Below are 15,177 nucleotides of genomic sequence, written 5' to 3'. Positions count from 1 at the left end.
TCCAGGAAGACCCCGCTTCATCAAAAGCTGGCTTGAGCCCAGAGTTGCCGAAATCAAGCGGCCATTTTCTTAAAATTTCATAGAGTGAACATGTTGCTCATCCCATGGGCAGATCGGGATGCTCCTGGGATGGCCGAACGCACTGGATAAAAATGCAGTGCAGGCTAGGAGGGCCACAGCCAGGAGCGGTTTTAGCCGGCTCGATTGACGAAGGGCAATAGAGCGAGGATGCGAGCACGCTTGATCGCCACAGTCAGGTCACGCTGCTGCTTGGCAGTAAGCCCGGTGACTCGTCGGGGTAGAATCTTGCCCCGCTCGCTGATGAACTTGCGCAGTAGGTCCACGTCTTTGTAATCAATTTTGTCCTTGGGCGGGATGGGCGACACCCGCTTGCCACGATATCCATAGGCCATCGCTATTTGATCTCTTGATGTATGGTGTGCTTGTTGCAGTGGGAGCAGAACTTTTTGAGTTCCATGCGCCTCGTCGCGTTGCACTTGTTTTGCTGGTGCTGTAGCGCGAGACGCCGGGCGAACGCTTGCAGGGCGTTGGTCTGGCACTCGGCAGACTCCAGACTCACAATGAGGCGAGCAGCTGGCTCCGCTATGGCTGCCATTGTCCAGTCCTTGCACGGTCTCTCACTGGTTCGCATTCCGCTCTCGATCTGCCCACAGGATGCACGACGAGCTTAGCTGGAAGAAGCCGAAACCTGCTCGTCAGGTGGCTGTGGAGTTGACTGTACTCTCTCAGCCAAGTAGATCAGACTTCCTGCAACGGAACCAGTAAGTTTCCAAGCAGGAGCGATCGTACCCAGCAATCGGACACTTGTCACCTATCGAGTTCGAGACCAACATCATCTGTGAAACAGAGCTGACACGTCAACCCAATTGGGAAGATCAGAGAACCATCTAGCTAGAGGTGAGCTAGTGAAATTGAATGAGCCATAGCACTGTTACTGGACAGACCCACTTTGCTCAGGCTCTGATAACTCAATCCCTGCTTCTCTAAAGCCACTTACCCAATAAGATGCAATACGTTGCGCAAGACGCTGTAACCTGCTAAATCCCAGAGTAAGTAAGCGACGAAGCCGATCATCGCTAGACGACCATTCCAGATTTCAGCCTGGGGTGTGAAACCGAAAAGCCATGCATTGCGATTTTGTCCGTTTATTTCGGTTTGTGTATTGGTTTCCATAGCAAGCATCCTCGAAAATGGTGTTTAACAGTTCGTTACATTACTACCGTAGTTGATGGCTCGGCTAGTTGTCTATCCCTATAAAGGCATACCCAGTGGTGATGCAATATTAATGGTGTGAGTAAGACGACCATTTCTTAGCTGCAAGGGCAACTTTAGTGGAATAGTTGCACTCTGCCTATTTAGTACATGGCGGGCGAAGGTGTCGCTGGACTTGCAATACCATACTCGCATGGTTTCTTAGGTGAGAGTGACGCTGGTTTAGCCATTATCTCTTCGATTTGACCTCCTCCCCGTCCTAGAAGGACGGAGATTCCTTCTCAGCAAGACATTGCTGTCTCCCCGACCGGCGGGTTCCTGCTTCACTGCCTGCTGCCCCCTTGCGAGTGGTCTTACGCTGGCGACCCAGGCGTTTATCCGGGTTCCTTCTCCGCAGTGGCGGATGCGGGAGGGTGCCCTAACCTCTCCCCGAGTCCCTGGGCGAGGATGTTCTTCGCTGCATTCTCGTCCCTATCGTGCTCGCTATGACACTGGGGACAGGTCCACTGCCGCACCCATAGCAGCTCCGGTCCGTCCTTGTGCCCACAAGTAGAACAGATTTGAGAAGAAGCGAAGTACCTGCCGACTTTGAGCACTTCCCGTCCGTACGTGAAAGCCTTCGCCTCAAGCATCGCCAGGAACTTGCCAAAGCCTGCATCGTGGAACGATTTGGCCAAGCGGCCTGCCTCCCGAATGGGGGGGTCCGTCCCAACCCCTTCACACACAAGTCCTCGACCACCACCACTTGGCCTGCCCCCCGAATGGGGTGGTTCTTGCGGAGGAGCTGTGTCGAGAGCTTGTGCAGGAAGCCTGTGCGCCTGTCGGCGTTTCCCGTGGTCCAGTTTTACGGGTCAAGACCAAAAAAAGCCGGAGAGGCCACAAAAAACGCCCAGGCGAGGGGCGCTTTCAGAGTTGTGAAATCCAAGATAATCTAATGAACGAGGCAGGTTATACTTCTTCGATCATTCGGCGCTTGGCACCTACATAGGCACCGCTCAGGGCAGCAGCCAGACCCAGAAGCGAGCCGACAGCGAAGGACAAACTGCCTTTTGCAGCGTTACCAGCGACGTTGCGGGTCTGCTCCGCTGTCGGAGCTTGTACGCCAGCCGGCACATTATTCTGGGCCTGGCCGGTCAACTGAGGGTTGGAGCCGAGCACGCCCAGGGCACCAGAGACGCCGCTCGCCAGTAAGTAGGCACCGAGTGACAGGGTCGTTGCCCACAAGATAGCACCGTTGAACAGCGAACCATTGCGAGTGATTGGACCACTCGTACGGGCAGTTACCCAGCCGCCCACGAACAGCGAGGCAAACAGCGAGATAATGCTCCAGAGACCGACGGCGCTCCCGACATCACCAGCATCTGAACGCGGTGCACCGGAGTTGGCAATCGCATTCAGGCCGAAGGCAGCACCCAGTGAACTCAATACGAGTTGCGTACCAAGTGCAACAACCAGGCCAGCCAGAACTGGACCCCAGCGTACCCGGTCGTGATACTCAATAACCTCGGTAGTGGTAGGTGCGGCGGGAACACCGGCGACGCGTCCCGACTGATCTGCGTAAGTCATGTAAGTAGTCCCCTCAATGTTTGAGAAAGTGCAAATTAGACTTGTGCTAGCAAGTCAGAACCTTGCTGCAAGTGGCAGGCTAAGGTTTTACAGCGAACCGATTAAGGTTGTAAGACCTTGATCTTAGGTGGGTGATCTAGCCTTCACCTATGTAAATAGGTAGGGCCAAATTTTATCTAAAGACATAAGTAGAGCTGGCTCACGTCTAAGTTGGACAGCTGTTCATGAGGGAGGTGGACCTGGAAAGCTAGACAGCCCGCTAAGTTATGTTCCTGCTCCGCTACACTAACCTCAGAAGGAGCAGATCATGACACAGGATCGCAAAAAATATGTACCTAAATTTAAGGCTGGGGTTTCTTTGCCTCATAAAGGAGTAATTGCTTCGGTTGCACTTCTCTTGACTGGAGGGCAAAAGCCAACCTAGAAAAGCAAGCTTATATTATATATTTTTACAATAAGCGTCGCTCAACTTCATCTAATCTTATCGTTTCGTTTTGTCTATGCCGTACCGCTACTACACCGCCGACGTCTTCACCGATCAGATCTTTGGGGGCAACCCTTTGGCTGTCTTTCCCGATGCCCGCGCCATCGATCCAGAGCAGATGCAGCACATCGCCCGCGAGTTCAATCTCTCTGAGACGGTCTTTGTTCTGCCGCCCGAACAGGGAGGCACCCGCCGCCTGCGCATCTTCACTCCCCAGGTCGAGTTGCCCTTCGCTGGACATCCTACTGTCGGAACCGCCTTTGTTCTGGCTGCCATCGGCGACATTTCCCTGACAGGCGAACGGACAGAAATTGTTTTTGAAGAAGGGGTCGGGCCGGTGCCGGTAACTGTCGAAGCCCGGAACAGTCAGCCTGTAAGCTGTACGCTCAGTGCGGCTCAGATGCCCGAGTATGGTCCCGAGCCGCCCGCCGCCGCCGATCTTGCCGCTGTGCTTTCGCTGGAGACGAGGGCAATTGCCGCTCCCGCACGGGCAATCTCCTGCGGCGTTCCGTTTTTGTTTGTGCCGATCACGAACCTGGACGCCCTCGGTCGCATCCGCCTCGAGCTGACCCAGTGGCAACGGGTGCTGGGCGGTGCCTGGGCCTCGATGATCTTTGCTTTTGTCGTCGGAGCGGACCCGGAGCGGGCCGATTACCTGCGGGCGCGCATGTTTGCCCCCAGCGTCGGTGTGCTGGAGGATCCTGCCACCGGTTCAGCCGTCACCGCTCTAGCTGGTTACCTGGCACTGGAAGATCCTCTCGTCCACGGTACCTGCTCTTACCTCGTCGAGCAGGGCGTCGAGATGGGTCGTCCAAGTTTTCTCAACCTCCAGTACGACCTGCAGGATGGGCAACTGACAGCCATTCGCGTCGGCGGTCGGGTGGTGCTGGTGAGCAAAGGCGAGTTTGGCCCAGGAACACGGCCATAAACTTCGGCTCGGCTTTTTGCCTGCCGGTCCACCCATATCCCTCTAAAAAACGTCCCCACAAAGATAGAAAGTAGACTTCTGACCTCGGATACAGCGAATGCGCCCTTAGCTGGGGAGACGGTGGGACGGGCAGAAGGGAACATCGCCAGCCTCCATCTGCCGGATTTGCCCGCTGCCCATGTTGTTTATGAGAGTAAGCACTATGTCTACAAAACTCGACACCACGCTCGCTGCATTCCAGGAGAAAATCACTTCCCTTACAGTCGGTAAGGCCACGCGCAATATCGAAGCCTGGCGCAAGGATCTAGCTGAGGCCGGCCCAGACTATGAGCCGATTGCTGCCGATCTTGAGAAGCTCGAGGGCATCCTCAAATCGGATGAAGTCGATGGCAAGGCCGTCGGCAAGCTGCTGGCCCGACTCGGCAAGGAAACCAAGAAGGTTGCCGCCAAGATCGATTCGAGCACCAGCGAGAAGCTCGAAAAGCTGAGCGAGCTGCTCACCAAGTCGAGCAAGGAAGACTTCGCAGCCTAGCCGACTTTCAAGCCGCCCTGCAGCCTGAGCTGAGGGCGGCCCGACAGCGGGAGAGTTTACACAGCAGTGGCTTTTTCCGTTTCAGGCCGATACTGCCCCAGGGAGGCGGCGCTGTTGAGCCTGGCGCGACGGTACAGTTCTTTTTGCGCCGCCGCGACGTTTTCTTCCCGTCCGTTCCAGATCTGCATGGCGGTTTGCTGAAGGGCGCGGCTGTAGGAAAAGGTCAGCCGCCACGGCAGCTCATCTTTAAACAGCGCATTCATGGCATTGAGATGAGCGGTGGCGTCCTCGTCGCTCTGGCCACCGGAGAGAAAGGCGCAGCCAGGAACGGCAGCCGGAACGCGCTCCTTGAGGCACTTTACCGTAAAGCGCGCCACCTCCTCGACGCTCGCCTGCTGGGGGCTTTTTTTGCCGGGTAGGACCATACTCGGTTTGAGAATCATCTGCTCCGGCTCGATGCCCTGGATGTAGAGTTCGTCGAATACCGCCTTGAGCACTTCGTGGTGGACAGCGTAGCTGCGCTCGAGGGTGTGATCGCCGTCGATCAAAACCTCCGGCTCGATGATCGGAACCAGGCCGCCTTCTTGACAGAGGGCGGCGTAGCGGGCGAGGGCGTGGGCGTTGGTCTTGATGCAGCGGTTGGACGGAATGCCGTCGCCGATCGTGATCACCCCCCGCCACTTGGCGAAGCGGGCACCCAGCTTGTAGTACTCAGCGATGCGGTCGCGCAGGCCATCGAGACCTTCGCTCACCAGTTCACTCGGCGCTTTGGCGAGCGGCTTTGCCCCCGCGTCCAGCTTGATGCCCGGAATGATACCGGCGTCCTGCAGAACTTTGATAAAGGGCGTACCGTCTTTTGTCGATTGGCGAATCGTCTCATCGAATAAAATCACGCCGCTGAGAAAGTCACCGATGCTGGGGGTCGTAAAGAGCATTTCGCGGTAGGCCCGCCGCATCTCAGCAGTCGTCGCAATGCCCAGCTTCTCAAAGCGCCGGTTTGCCGTGTCGTAACTTTCGTCTGCTGCCAGAAGCCCTTTGCCGGGAGCAACCATTGCTCTGGCAGTTGCCGCTAACTCCTGTCCGCCCATATCTTTTATCTCCCCTGTCTTGTGAACGCTCTGTCGGATCCATTTTGACGTGCTCGCCAAATAGTTGTTGCACTCGCTAAGCCAGAGAGGGTGCAGGTAGAAGACGTTTGGACCATCGAGCACAATCGCAGGGAACCCGAACCCGGAATTACGACTTGCGACCGTTCGGTTACGAATCGCAGCGGGAAGAGCGTAATGCCTTTCGACAAGATTGATGCTGAGTGGTTGTTATCATCGATGGTACATAGGCTTAACAGCGCAGCATGGTCCTCTACACACAGGCGGTTCACTACCCTGACTCGGATGGCATGCCCATGTCCGACAACACAAAGCAGTTCCGCCTGATTGTCTATATCAAAGAAGGGCTGGAATGGCTCCTCGCTGCCGATCCGAATGTGTTCGTTGCTGGTGACCTGCTGTGGTATCCGATCGAGGGCGACAACAAGACCCGCATCGGTCCCGATGTCCTGGTCGCCTTCGGTCGTCCCAAAGGCGATCGAGGCAGCTACCGGCAGTGGGAGGAGGGCGGAATCGCTCCCCAGGTCGTCTTCGAGGTGCTCTCCCCCGGTAACCGGGTGGCTGAGATCACGCGCAAGTTTGCTTTCTATCAGCGCTACGGCATCGAGGAGTACTACGTCTATGATCCGGACGAAGGGACGCTCAACGGCTACCTCCGCCGTGGCGAGAATCTCGAAGCGGTGGAGATGATGGGCTGGGTCAGCCCGCGCCTAGGGGTGCGCTTCGAGTTGAGCGGGGAAGAACTACAACTCTGGCGACCGGACGGTGCGCGCTTTGAAAGTTATAGCGAGATTGCCGCTAGAGCCGAACAAGAGCGAGAACGGGCAGAGCGAGAACGAGAACGGGCTGACCGCTTAGCGGAGCGCCTGCGCCAACTGGGTCTTGATGCTGAGTAATTAATAGTAATGCTTTTAGTACGTTTAAGACAGTTGCAAAGCCTGCTTTAGGCTAGCATCCAGTCTTTGCAACATCTGTTCTCCCAACTTGCCCAACCGGCGGCGTAGCAGGCGGCGCTCAATTGTCGCCATGCGCGTTACTCGCAGCCGCGAACGTACCTGCAGACCAGTAAGAGGAAACTCTGAATCTTGTGGATCGAGCAATAGTTCAAAGGCTAGAGGATCACCAGGCTGGGAGGTTATGAAACAGAGCAGAACGTCAGCCCCTGCAACGTCGCTCCAGAGTGTCACTGCCGGTCGCACTTTTGTCTGGCTCAAGTCGGTGAAGGGGAAAGGTACGAGAACGATATCCCCTTTACTCACCATGGAGGGCTTCCCCATCTTCCAGGCTGTACAGATCCGGTTCGTCGCGAAGGAAGTCAAGACTGCCGCCCCACTCTGCTAGAAGTGTCAACCTTCCGGTGGAAGGTTCTACAGCGCTGGAAAATGGCTTCTGCTCCGGCAACTGCCGCTTATCAGGTTGGGATTCGTACGGTTGGGGAGATAGGACTTCAAGATTTGAAGCATCAACGTCAACCGTCTCATTTGTAAGTCTGTAGTTGTCGTCAAGCAATCGAACATGCTCGATTCGACCCCCTCCAGCATTTGGGCTTTTGCGAGTAAAACCCTCATGTACAGCAAGTCGGTTTATATGTTTGACACGAAGAATTAGCTTTTGGCCCATGTTCAAGAAATACTCAACTCTTTAGTGATAACACAGGGGGTGCTTATACATGCTCTCTCCTTCACATAAGGAGTACCTGCTAAATAAGGTAAGGATAGAGAAGCAATTTCATCGAATTTATGTAAGCTCTTAAGGCAGGGCTTTTTCATTCTGGAGCGTCGATTTGCTGAAACCAAGCTGTAGCCGCAGCTTCACCAAGACCACCATCAACAGTATAAATCATAAGGTCAGTAGGTTTTTTTCTCAGTTGAGAATGTGCAGAGTACCCTTCTAGAGTGGACTCTGCGCCAGATAGGTTAACGAGTTAAGCATAACCAATCTTGCGGAGAACGAAAAAGCCCTGGCTCTTAAGGTTCCCGTAAGTGATGGCTTTACTTCAAGGAAGACTATATGCCAGTTGGGGTGACAACCTACTGTACCAATCAAAGGCTCAGGAGCAGATTGCACACCGTGATACCGGAAAGAGCTTTCTGGCGCTACTTGTAAAGCCGATGGCGAGATTCGAACTCGCGACCGTTCGATTACGAATCGAATGCGCTACCACTGCGCCACATCGGCAAACCGGATACCTTTTTGGTTATAGCGCTTTCGGTAAGCCAAGCCAAGGGGGCGCTACTTTAAGAAGGCGACGGTGACGCCGTTGCCGCCGTCGGCGCGATCAGCGAACTCGAAGCGGGCAACGCGCGGGTGACGCCCCAGAATTTCGTGGACGCCGTCGCGTAGTTTGCCGGTGCCGTGACCGTGGATGATCCAGAGAGGTCCGCGCTGGCGGTTCAGTTCCGGCTCCAGCAGCGCTTCCGCCTCGGCGACGCGCCGTCCGCGCAGGTCGATGGTCTGGGCTTCGGTGCGCACCAGGGGTTCAGGGTTGGCAGGGGCAGGGGGACGGGGCGGCTCGACAGGTTGAGAACGGGCAGGGAGCTTGGGGCGGGGGCTGCCGGGAGGACGCAACTGGCTTACAGGAACGGTGAGCTTGAGCACGCCCACCTGCACGCGCACCACCTGGCCGTCGTCCTGGAGGCTCACAACTTCCCCGCTCTGACCTAGAGAAAGAATCTCGACCCGATCGCCCAGCTGGGGCCGGTAAGCGGCGGGCGGCTCGGGCGGTTTGCTCTGGTAATTTTCAGCAATGTCCTGGAGGGCAGCACTCGCCTGCTGGGCCTGCTGAGCGGTGGCATTGCCGCGCTGCAACTCGCGAATCACCCGTGCCACTTCGGAGCGGGCCTGGGAGACGATCTCGGCCACCTGCCGGTCCTGGCGCTCGCGCAACTGCACCTCGCGCTGGTCGAGGGCCGCTTGCTGACGGATCAGATCCGACTGTTGGCGCTCGAGTTCGGCGCGCAGACGAGTAGCGGAATCGACCTGCACCTGCTGGTCCTGCACCTGTCGCTGCAGGGCGGCGATCACCTGATCGAGTTCGATGTCACTCTCGCTCAGGCTCGACTGGGCCGCGTCGATAACCTGCAGATCGAGGCCCAGGCGGGCAGCGATCGTAAGGGCGTTCGAGCGGCCAGGAATGCCCCAGAGCAGGCGGTAGGTGGGAGCGAGGCTCGCCAGATCGAATTCGACCGAAGCGTTCTCGAAGTGCGCGTGGGTGTACTTGAGCGCCTTCAATTCGCCGTAGTGGGTGGTGGCAAGCACCAGACGCACCCGCGCCGCCAGTTCGACAAGCAGGGCGCGGGCGAGGGCGGCTCCTTCTTGCGGATCGGTGCCGGCACCCACCTCGTCGAGGAGCACCAGCGAACCTGCGTCCATCGCTTCTAAGATGCGCACGATCCGGCGGATGTGGCCCGAGAAGGTCGAAAGATTTTGCTCAATCGATTGCTCGTCGCCGATGTCGGCGAGGATCGAATCGAACCAGGGCAGGGCCGCCGGATCGCGGGCCGGTACGAATAGTCCCGCCTGGGCCATCAGCACCGCCAGTCCCAGGGTCTTGAGGGTAACGGTCTTGCCGCCGGTATTGGGACCGGTGATCACCACTGCCCGCACGCTGCCTGGAATTGGCAGATCGACGGGCACCACCGGCACCCCCTGCTCGTGGCGCTCCTGCCAGACCAGTAGCGGATGGCGCACACCGGCAAGCTCGCAATTATCTGCGCCCAGATTCGGGCGCACTGCTTTAAGCCAGAGGGCGTAGCGGGCGCGGGTCGCGGCCAGATCCAGCTCGGTGAGCACCTGATGGAGGTGAGCAAGCTCCGGGGCCGATTCACCGACGCGGGCAGAAAGCGCGAGCAAAATGCGTTCGACCTCGACCTGCTCGGCGCGCATCCCTTCGATGAGGCGGTTGGTGGTCTCGACGACGGCCATCGGTTCGATGTAGAGCGTCTGGCCACTGGCGGAGGAGTCGTGGACGATGCCCGACACCGAGTCGCGGTGGGTGACTTTGAGTGGCAGCACGAAGCGCTCGCCGCGCTGGGTGATGAGCTGTTCTTGAAAGGCACTGGCCCGCCGCTGCAAAAGCTGCAGCAAATCGCGCTGGATCTCGCTGCGCAGGCGCTTGTGGGCGGAGCGCAGGTTACCGAGCTTTTCGCTTGCCCGGTCGGCCACCTCGCCTGTGTCATCGATACAGCGGTAGATCTCCTGCTCAATTTCAGGAAAGGTGCGCAGATCGCCCACGAGCAAAGCCAGTTGCAGTACCCGTTCAGCCCGATCGTCGATCGTGCGGCGCAACCGGCGGGCAGTAGCGAGGGTGGAGGCGAGGGCCAGCAACCGCTCACCGCTCAACATGCCCCCCCGCTCGGCGCGATCGATGTCACCGGCAATATCGTGGACGCCCTCGAAGCTGAGGCCCCCCGGCAGCGTCTCGCTCAGATCGATCGCCTCGGCGGTGCGCTCCAGCCACAACTCGGCTTCGCTTATTTTTAAAAAGGGCAACAGCTCCTCACAGGCGCGCCGGGCCGCCTTCGTCTGGGCAAAGGTAGCCAGGTGCGCACACAGCCGGGGCCAGCCCAGTAGCCCGCGCGTCTCCGCCGCCAGATCTGCAAGTTGTGCCATTCAATCGTTTTTGCTGCGTCAACGTCCGCTTCTCGATCGTAGTCCAACCGCCCAGAATCGGCCTTTCGCACCAAAACAACCGTTACTGCCGGTGTTTTGTGCAACACTGTTTGCAACGACACTCAGCCCTGCGGCTTGCAATGCGCGCAACGATGAACGATAGCACGGATTCCAATACTGAAAATTCTGGTAGCGGTTCTGCCCAGCGCATTCTGGAGACAGCGGAGCAGTTTTTTGCCAAGTTCGGTTTCGTCGGTACCCGCGTCGATGAGATCGCCCGCGCCGCTGAGATCAACAAGCGGATGATCTACTACCACTACAACAGCAAAGAAGGGCTCTACCGGGCGGTGCTCGAAAAGCACCTCAAACCGATGATCGAGCTGAGCCGCCATCTGCTGCACGCCGATCTTTCACCTGCGGAGACTTTCAAGCGCCTGCTCAACAGCTACTTTGATTTTCTTGCCACCCACCGCGTCTACGTGCGGCTCATCAGCTGGGAGGTCCTGAGCGAGCCCAACCAGTTGAGCAACCTCGGTTTTCGCCGCCAGACATTTGAAGAGGTGGTCGCCTACTTCGAGGCAGCTCAAAAGCAGGGCCGCCTGCGCGCCGATATCGACATGAGCCGGATGGTGATTTCGAGCATGGTGCTGTGCTTCTCGTACTTCTCCCAGATGCAGTACCTCCAGAGCTTTTTCTCCGAAATTCTCGATGATCCCGAGCAGTTTGCTCTCTGGAAGCGCACGGTGATCGCGATCTTTTTGCGCGGCAGTGGTCTTGAAGATTGCTAGCTGTGGCATCGTGAAGGCATGATTCTGCTGACCGGTGCCACTGGTTTTATCGGCTCCCACACCGCCCGCGCCCTGCGCGAGAGCAACCTGCCCGTGCGTGCCCTGGTGCGTCCGGGGGCAGACACAGCGGCGCTCAAAAAGCTCGATGTCGAGATCGTGGCCGGCAGCCTGGAAGATCCGCCAGCGCTGGAGCGGGCTACCCAGGGCGTCGAACAGGTGATTCACCTGGTGGGCATCATCCGCGAGCAGCCCCCCGCCGTCACCTTCGAGCGCGTTCACACCGACGGCACCCGCAACCTGCTCGCTGCCGCCCAAAAAGCAGGCGTGGGCAAATTCGTCTACATCTCAGCCATCGGGGCCCGGCCCACCGCCCCGGCCCGCTACCACCAGACCAAGTGGGCTACCGAAGAACTGGTGCGCGCCTCGGGCCTTGCCTGGATCGTCCTGCGCCCCTCGGTCGTCTTTGGTCCGGGCGACGAATTTATCAACCTGCTCGCCAACGACCTGGTGCGCACACCGCCGGTGATTCCGGTAATTGGCCCCGGCACCAACCGCCTGCAGCCTCTATGGGTAAAAGATCTGGCCCGGTTCATCGTCCGCTGTGTGACCAGCGATACCCTGGATAACCGCACGCTGGAACTGGGCGGCCCTGAACAGCTGAGCCTGCGGCGGATCCTCGAAATTCTCGCCGCCTACCTGCGGGTCAACAAGCCCTTCGTCTCGATTCCACTCGCGTTTGTCAGACCGGCGGTCGCGATCGGCAGTGCGATCGCTCCGCAGCTGTTGCCGATCACATCGGACCAACTCGTGATGCTGCAGGAGGACAACATCACCGAGCAAAACCCGTTCGCGGAGGGGCCACCGGCTGCCCTCACCAGCCTCAGCGAAGGCATTCGGGAATATCTCCAAATTTGAAGCGGTGCTCTATTATTGTTTAAGAAATACTTCGGGATCCTCAAGAATGGAAATTCTTAAGTGGGTTGTCACGATCGTGGTGCTGTTGTTCGTCGGTTTGTTTGCCTTTGGCTTTCTCTCCGGCGACCCGGCCCGCAACCCCGGTCGCAGCGGCGAGCGTTAAATTTGTTCAGCAGTCCTGGTGCGGGTCCGGTTTGATTGCGCAGACCGTTCCCTCCGCCAGAGCCACACCCTGCTTGAGAGCGACCAGCCAGCCGCACGCCTCCAGATACGAGCGCACGCGCCGGGCCTTGAGCCCGAGCCGTTCGGGGGTAACATCCAGGCGGCAGAGATTTTCTTCGACAGCGAGCAATACCGGCGGGGTTGTCTGGGCCATCAGAGCGAGCAATCCCGGACCGCCTGAGCAACCGACCGGGGCGACGATCGCATCTACCTGCGTGGGGAGCAGATCCGACGGGTGGGCGGCGTCTGCCCTCACGTAGCGCGGGGCCGTAGAAAGCCCGGCGAGCACACAGGGTAAAAACGTCGGTCCCAGCGCCTCGGCAGCGACGCGCGGATGGACCGGCTGGGGTTCCGCCGCGTAGTCGAAGGCAGGTGCGTGGGCCGCCGGTCGCCCCAGGTGGCGCACCACCAGATGGCTCACGAGCGCTTCGACCCCTCCGATTGGGTCCACGCCCCGGCCACCCAGATAGGCGCTGTCGTCCACTTCCGGGCAGCGGCTGACGATAGCGATTGCGTCTGCGCCAGCCGCCACCAGCCGCTCGGCGGCGCGCAACAGCCGATCCGGATGGGCGATCGTTCCCCAGGCGGTGCCGGTGGAACCTGGATGAACCAGGATGCCCAAAGCCCCTTCGCTGGTGCAGTGGCCCAGGATATCGACGCCCAGGGTAAAGCGGGCCGCCTCGATCGCCTGGAGGTGCTGCAGGCGCTGGCTGTCACTTAACGCGGCATCGAGCAGGACGCCGACGCGGTTGCGGTGGACAGGCCGCAGCGCCCACTCGCCCCGGCACCAGCGATCGAGGGCGTAGCCCTCGACGTAGAGGGCGTTGGGCAGAGGCCAGCTTAAAAGCGCGCCGTTTAAGACGTTCGGATGGGTCACAAGCCGGTCGGCTACCCCGGCCAGGAGTCTGGCGACAGGAATTGCGTCCCCGGCGTAGCCGCCAATCGCCGCTCCGACCCCGGTCGGCACCAGCAGGACAACGGTGAGCGGCCTCACTCGCGGACGACTACCGCCTCGACGCGCACCGGTGCCTCCGGCGAGCCAGAGGCTTCGACGATCGCCCAGCGGAGCGGTTCGCCCTGGGGGCGCAGCGCCTGCTCGATCTGGCCCACCAGTTCGCGGCTGGTGTCCACGGCGATCTCAGCTTCGATGTAGTGAATGCACATAGTAAAGAGCGCACGGACGACGTGAGGTCATTATTGCCGAGCCCGCCGCCCGCTGCAACGGTTGTGGCACAATTGCCTGGTCCGCCGCTTTGAGAAATTTGATGCCCACCGCTCTGCTCAGCGTCTCCAACAAGACGGGCCTCGTCGAATTTGCCCGCGCCCTGGTCGCCGAATTTCGCTTTGAGCTTGTCAGTTCCGGCGGCACCGCCCGCGCCCTGGGGGAAGCGGGGGTGCCGGTGCGGGAGGTGAGCGATTACACCGGCGCGCCGGAGATGCTGGGCGGGCGGGTAAAGACGCTGCATCCCAAGATCCACGGCGGCATCCTCGCCCGCCGCGATCAAGAAAGCGACCGCCAGGATCTGCAGGCCCAGCAGATCGAACCTATCGATCTGGTGGTGGTCAACCTTTATCCTTTTGAGGACGATCCGCGCATCGAGCAGATCGATGTCGGGGGACCAACGATGGTGCGCGCCGCCGCCAAAAACTGCGCCTTCGTCACCGTTCTGGTGGCACCGGCCCAGTACGAGAGCTGCCTCGCCGAGCTGCGGCGCAACGGCGGTGTGACCACCCTGCCTTTTCGGACCGCCTGTGCCGCCGCCGCCTTCGAGCGCACCGCCGGCTACGATCGGGCAATCGCGGACTGGTTTGCCTCCCAGCCGGTCCAGACGCCTCAGGTGCTCCCGGCCCGGTTGCACCTCGATCTGCAGCAGGTGCAGCCTCTGCGCTACGGCGAGAACCCGCATCAGGCGGCAGCCTGGTACCAATCTGGAACGACGCCCACCGGCTGGAGCACGGGCCGCATCCTCCAGGGCAAGGCGCTCAGCTTCAACAACCTGATCGACCTTGAGGCGAGTCGGCGGCTGGTGGCCGAATTTACGGACGCACCGGCAGCAGTGATCATCAAGCACACCAATCCCTGCGGCGTCGCTGCCGCCCAGACGCTATCCGACGCTTACCGGCGGGCCTTCGAGGCCGACAGCGTCTCCGCCTTCGGTGGCATCGTCGCCCTCAACCGCCCCTGCGACGCAGCGACCGCCGAGCAGTTGAGCCAGACGTTTCTGGAGTGCATCGTCGCCCCGGCCTTCGAGCCGGAAGCCCTCGCCGTGCTCGCGGCAAAAAAAAATCTGCGGCTTCTGGAGCTTGCAGATCTAAGCGCCGCACCGGTCTTCGACATCAAGCCCATCAGCGGCGGTTTTTTAGTCCAGCAGCCCGATCCACCCGTACAGACGACCGCAGACTGGAAGGCAGTAACCCGGCAGCAACCCGACCCAGAGACACTGGCTGAACTGCTGTTTGCCTGGAAAGTCTGCAAGCACGTCAAGTCCAACGCGATCGTCGTCGCCCACCGCCACTGCACCCTGGGCATCGGAGCCGGTCAGATGAACCGGGTCGGCTCCGCCCGGCTTGCCCTTGAGCAGGCCGCCGAAAAAGCAAAAGGAGCAGTGCTGGCAAGCGATGGCTTCTTCCCGTTCGACGACACCGTGCGCACTGCCGCCGCCGCCGGTATCCGGGCGATTGTCCAGCCGGGGGGCAGCCTGCGGGACGACGACTCGATCCGCGCCTGCGACGAGCTGGGCGTGGCGATGGTCTTTACCGGCCTTCGCCACTTTTTGCACTGAGGGCCAGGG

17 protein-coding genes and 1 tRNA gene are annotated in these 15,177 nt (G+C 59.5%); 7 read left to right on the top strand and 11 right to left on the bottom strand.

Annotation, left to right across the window (positions count from 1 at the left end; all coding sequences use genetic code 11):
* Nucleotides 1-191 precede the first annotated feature (191 nt).
* The 5 genes from rpsR to GKIL_RS05015 form a co-directional block, all read right to left on the bottom strand.
* On the bottom strand, nt 192-413 hold the full coding sequence (gene rpsR / locus GKIL_RS05030) for a 30S ribosomal protein S18 (protein WP_023172349.1): 222 nt from the start codon (nt 411-413) through the stop codon (nt 192-194).
* A gap of 2 nt (nt 414-415) precedes the next feature.
* Nucleotides 416-616, bottom strand: coding sequence for a 50S ribosomal protein L33 (gene rpmG / locus GKIL_RS05025; protein WP_023172348.1), 201 nt, complete (start codon nt 614-616; stop codon nt 416-418).
* Nucleotides 617-1,014: 398 nt separating this feature from the next.
* The gene (locus GKIL_RS23330) at nt 1,015-1,194 is read right to left on the bottom strand and encodes a chlorophyll a/b-binding protein (RefSeq protein ID WP_023172347.1); all 180 of its coding nucleotides are present in this window, start codon (nt 1,192-1,194) and stop codon (nt 1,015-1,017) included.
* Nucleotides 1,195-1,607: 413 nt separating this feature from the next.
* Nucleotides 1,608-1,865 (bottom strand): zinc ribbon domain-containing protein, encoded by a 258-nt coding sequence (locus GKIL_RS25840; protein WP_420841397.1) that lies wholly within the window; start codon nt 1,863-1,865, stop codon nt 1,608-1,610.
* 316 nt (nt 1,866-2,181) lie between these two features.
* Nucleotides 2,182-2,799 carry a hypothetical protein gene (locus tag GKIL_RS05015; RefSeq protein ID WP_023172345.1) on the bottom strand — a complete coding sequence of 206 codons (618 nt, stop codon included), beginning with the start codon at nt 2,797-2,799 and terminating at the stop codon, nt 2,182-2,184.
* A 500-nt stretch (nt 2,800-3,299) separates the two neighbouring features.
* Here GKIL_RS05015 and GKIL_RS05010 point away from each other — a divergent pair, with 500 nt between their 5' ends.
* Together GKIL_RS05010 and GKIL_RS05005 are read left to right on the top strand one after the other, a co-directional pair.
* Nucleotides 3,300-4,211, top strand: a complete 912-nt coding sequence (locus GKIL_RS05010) for a PhzF family phenazine biosynthesis protein (protein WP_023172344.1) — start codon at nt 3,300-3,302, stop codon at nt 4,209-4,211.
* A gap of 202 nt (nt 4,212-4,413) precedes the next feature.
* Nucleotides 4,414-4,743 carry a hypothetical protein gene (locus GKIL_RS05005; protein ID WP_023172343.1) on the top strand — a complete coding sequence of 110 codons (330 nt, stop codon included), beginning with the start codon at nt 4,414-4,416 and terminating at the stop codon, nt 4,741-4,743.
* Nucleotides 4,744-4,799: 56 nt separating this feature from the next.
* Here GKIL_RS05005 and GKIL_RS05000 read toward each other — a convergent pair whose 3' ends face one another.
* Complete coding sequence (locus GKIL_RS05000; RefSeq protein WP_023172342.1) at nt 4,800-5,831, bottom strand: class I fructose-bisphosphate aldolase; 1,032 nt, start codon at nt 5,829-5,831, stop codon at nt 4,800-4,802.
* 314 nt (nt 5,832-6,145) lie between these two features.
* Between GKIL_RS05000 and GKIL_RS04995 the strand changes: the two genes are divergently transcribed.
* Entirely contained in the window at nt 6,146-6,745 is a 600-nt protein-coding gene (locus tag GKIL_RS04995; RefSeq protein ID WP_245595900.1) for a Uma2 family endonuclease, read from the top strand.
* Between the two features lie 24 nt (nt 6,746-6,769).
* Here GKIL_RS04995 and GKIL_RS25835 read toward each other — a convergent pair whose 3' ends face one another.
* The 3 genes from GKIL_RS25835 to GKIL_RS04980 form a co-directional block, all read right to left on the bottom strand.
* Entirely contained in the window at nt 6,770-7,111 is a 342-nt protein-coding gene (locus tag GKIL_RS25835; protein WP_023172339.1) for a type II toxin-antitoxin system PemK/MazF family toxin, read from the bottom strand.
* Nucleotides 7,112-7,955: 844 nt separating this feature from the next.
* Nucleotides 7,956-8,027, bottom strand: a tRNA-Thr gene (locus GKIL_RS04985).
* Nucleotides 8,028-8,081: 54 nt separating this feature from the next.
* Nucleotides 8,082-10,460, bottom strand: coding sequence for an endonuclease MutS2 (locus GKIL_RS04980; RefSeq protein WP_023172337.1), 2,379 nt, complete (start codon nt 10,458-10,460; stop codon nt 8,082-8,084).
* 152 nt (nt 10,461-10,612) lie between these two features.
* Between GKIL_RS04980 and GKIL_RS04975 the strand changes: the two genes are divergently transcribed.
* Genes GKIL_RS04975 through GKIL_RS04965 form a run of 3 tightly spaced genes read left to right on the top strand, consistent with a single transcriptional unit; the run spans nt 10,613 to nt 12,326 of the window.
* On the top strand, nt 10,613-11,248 hold the full coding sequence (locus GKIL_RS04975) for a TetR/AcrR family transcriptional regulator (protein ID WP_041243733.1): 636 nt from the start codon (nt 10,613-10,615) through the stop codon (nt 11,246-11,248).
* A gap of 18 nt (nt 11,249-11,266) precedes the next feature.
* Nucleotides 11,267-12,163 (top strand): SDR family oxidoreductase, encoded by an 897-nt coding sequence (locus tag GKIL_RS04970; RefSeq protein ID WP_023172335.1) that lies wholly within the window; start codon nt 11,267-11,269, stop codon nt 12,161-12,163.
* Between the two features lie 46 nt (nt 12,164-12,209).
* Nucleotides 12,210-12,326, top strand: coding sequence for a photosystem II reaction center protein I (locus GKIL_RS04965; protein ID WP_023172334.1), 117 nt, complete (start codon nt 12,210-12,212; stop codon nt 12,324-12,326).
* A 6-nt stretch (nt 12,327-12,332) separates the two neighbouring features.
* Here GKIL_RS04965 and GKIL_RS04960 read toward each other — a convergent pair whose 3' ends face one another.
* Together GKIL_RS04960 and GKIL_RS25205 are read right to left on the bottom strand one after the other, a co-directional pair.
* Nucleotides 12,333-13,379 carry a DUF3326 domain-containing protein gene (locus tag GKIL_RS04960; protein ID WP_023172333.1) on the bottom strand — a complete coding sequence of 349 codons (1,047 nt, stop codon included), beginning with the start codon at nt 13,377-13,379 and terminating at the stop codon, nt 12,333-12,335.
* The gene (locus tag GKIL_RS25205; protein WP_023172332.1) at nt 13,376-13,549 is read right to left on the bottom strand and encodes a hypothetical protein; all 174 of its coding nucleotides are present in this window, start codon (nt 13,547-13,549) and stop codon (nt 13,376-13,378) included. Before GKIL_RS25205 ends, GKIL_RS04960 begins: the two co-directional genes overlap by 4 nt.
* 98 nt (nt 13,550-13,647) lie before the next feature.
* Here GKIL_RS25205 and purH point away from each other — a divergent pair, with 98 nt between their 5' ends.
* Nucleotides 13,648-15,168 (top strand): bifunctional phosphoribosylaminoimidazolecarboxamide formyltransferase/IMP cyclohydrolase, encoded by a 1,521-nt coding sequence (gene purH / locus GKIL_RS04955; protein ID WP_187293919.1) that lies wholly within the window; start codon nt 13,648-13,650, stop codon nt 15,166-15,168.
* Nucleotides 15,169-15,177: the final 9 nt, after the last annotated feature.

The organism is Gloeobacter kilaueensis JS1 (genome assembly GCF_000484535.1).
In the GTDB taxonomy this organism is placed as follows: domain Bacteria; phylum Cyanobacteriota; class Cyanobacteriia; order Gloeobacterales; family Gloeobacteraceae; genus Gloeobacter; species Gloeobacter kilaueensis.
This window is presented reverse-complemented; position numbering and strand designations above follow the sequence as displayed.

Bases quoted from the DNA above. Each gene is read 5' to 3' on its own strand.
- rpsR (WP_023172349.1), bottom strand. From the start codon at position 413: ATGGCCTATGGATATCGTGGCAAGCGGGTGTCGCCCATCCCGCCCAAG.
- rpmG (WP_023172348.1), bottom strand. From the start codon at position 616: ATGGCAGCCATAGCGGAGCCAGCTGCTCGCCTCATTGTGAGTCTGGAG.
- GKIL_RS23330 (WP_023172347.1), bottom strand. From the start codon at position 1,194: ATGGAAACCAATACACAAACCGAAATAAACGGACAAAATCGCAATGCA.
- GKIL_RS25840 (WP_420841397.1), bottom strand. From the start codon at position 1,865: ATGCTTGAGGCGAAGGCTTTCACGTACGGACGGGAAGTGCTCAAAGTC.
- GKIL_RS05015 (WP_023172345.1), bottom strand. From the start codon at position 2,799: ATGACTTACGCAGATCAGTCGGGACGCGTCGCCGGTGTTCCCGCCGCA.
- GKIL_RS05010 (WP_023172344.1), top strand. From the start codon at position 3,300: ATGCCGTACCGCTACTACACCGCCGACGTCTTCACCGATCAGATCTTT.
- GKIL_RS05005 (WP_023172343.1), top strand. From the start codon at position 4,414: ATGTCTACAAAACTCGACACCACGCTCGCTGCATTCCAGGAGAAAATC.
- GKIL_RS05000 (WP_023172342.1), bottom strand. From the start codon at position 5,831: ATGGGCGGACAGGAGTTAGCGGCAACTGCCAGAGCAATGGTTGCTCCC.
- GKIL_RS04995 (WP_245595900.1), top strand. From the start codon at position 6,146: ATGTCCGACAACACAAAGCAGTTCCGCCTGATTGTCTATATCAAAGAA.
- GKIL_RS25835 (WP_023172339.1), bottom strand. From the start codon at position 7,111: ATGGTGAGTAAAGGGGATATCGTTCTCGTACCTTTCCCCTTCACCGAC.
- GKIL_RS04980 (WP_023172337.1), bottom strand. From the start codon at position 10,460: ATGGCACAACTTGCAGATCTGGCGGCGGAGACGCGCGGGCTACTGGGC.
- GKIL_RS04975 (WP_041243733.1), top strand. From the start codon at position 10,613: ATGAACGATAGCACGGATTCCAATACTGAAAATTCTGGTAGCGGTTCT.
- GKIL_RS04970 (WP_023172335.1), top strand. From the start codon at position 11,267: ATGATTCTGCTGACCGGTGCCACTGGTTTTATCGGCTCCCACACCGCC.
- GKIL_RS04965 (WP_023172334.1), top strand. From the start codon at position 12,210: ATGGAAATTCTTAAGTGGGTTGTCACGATCGTGGTGCTGTTGTTCGTC.
- GKIL_RS25205 (WP_023172332.1), bottom strand. From the start codon at position 13,549: ATGTGCATTCACTACATCGAAGCTGAGATCGCCGTGGACACCAGCCGC.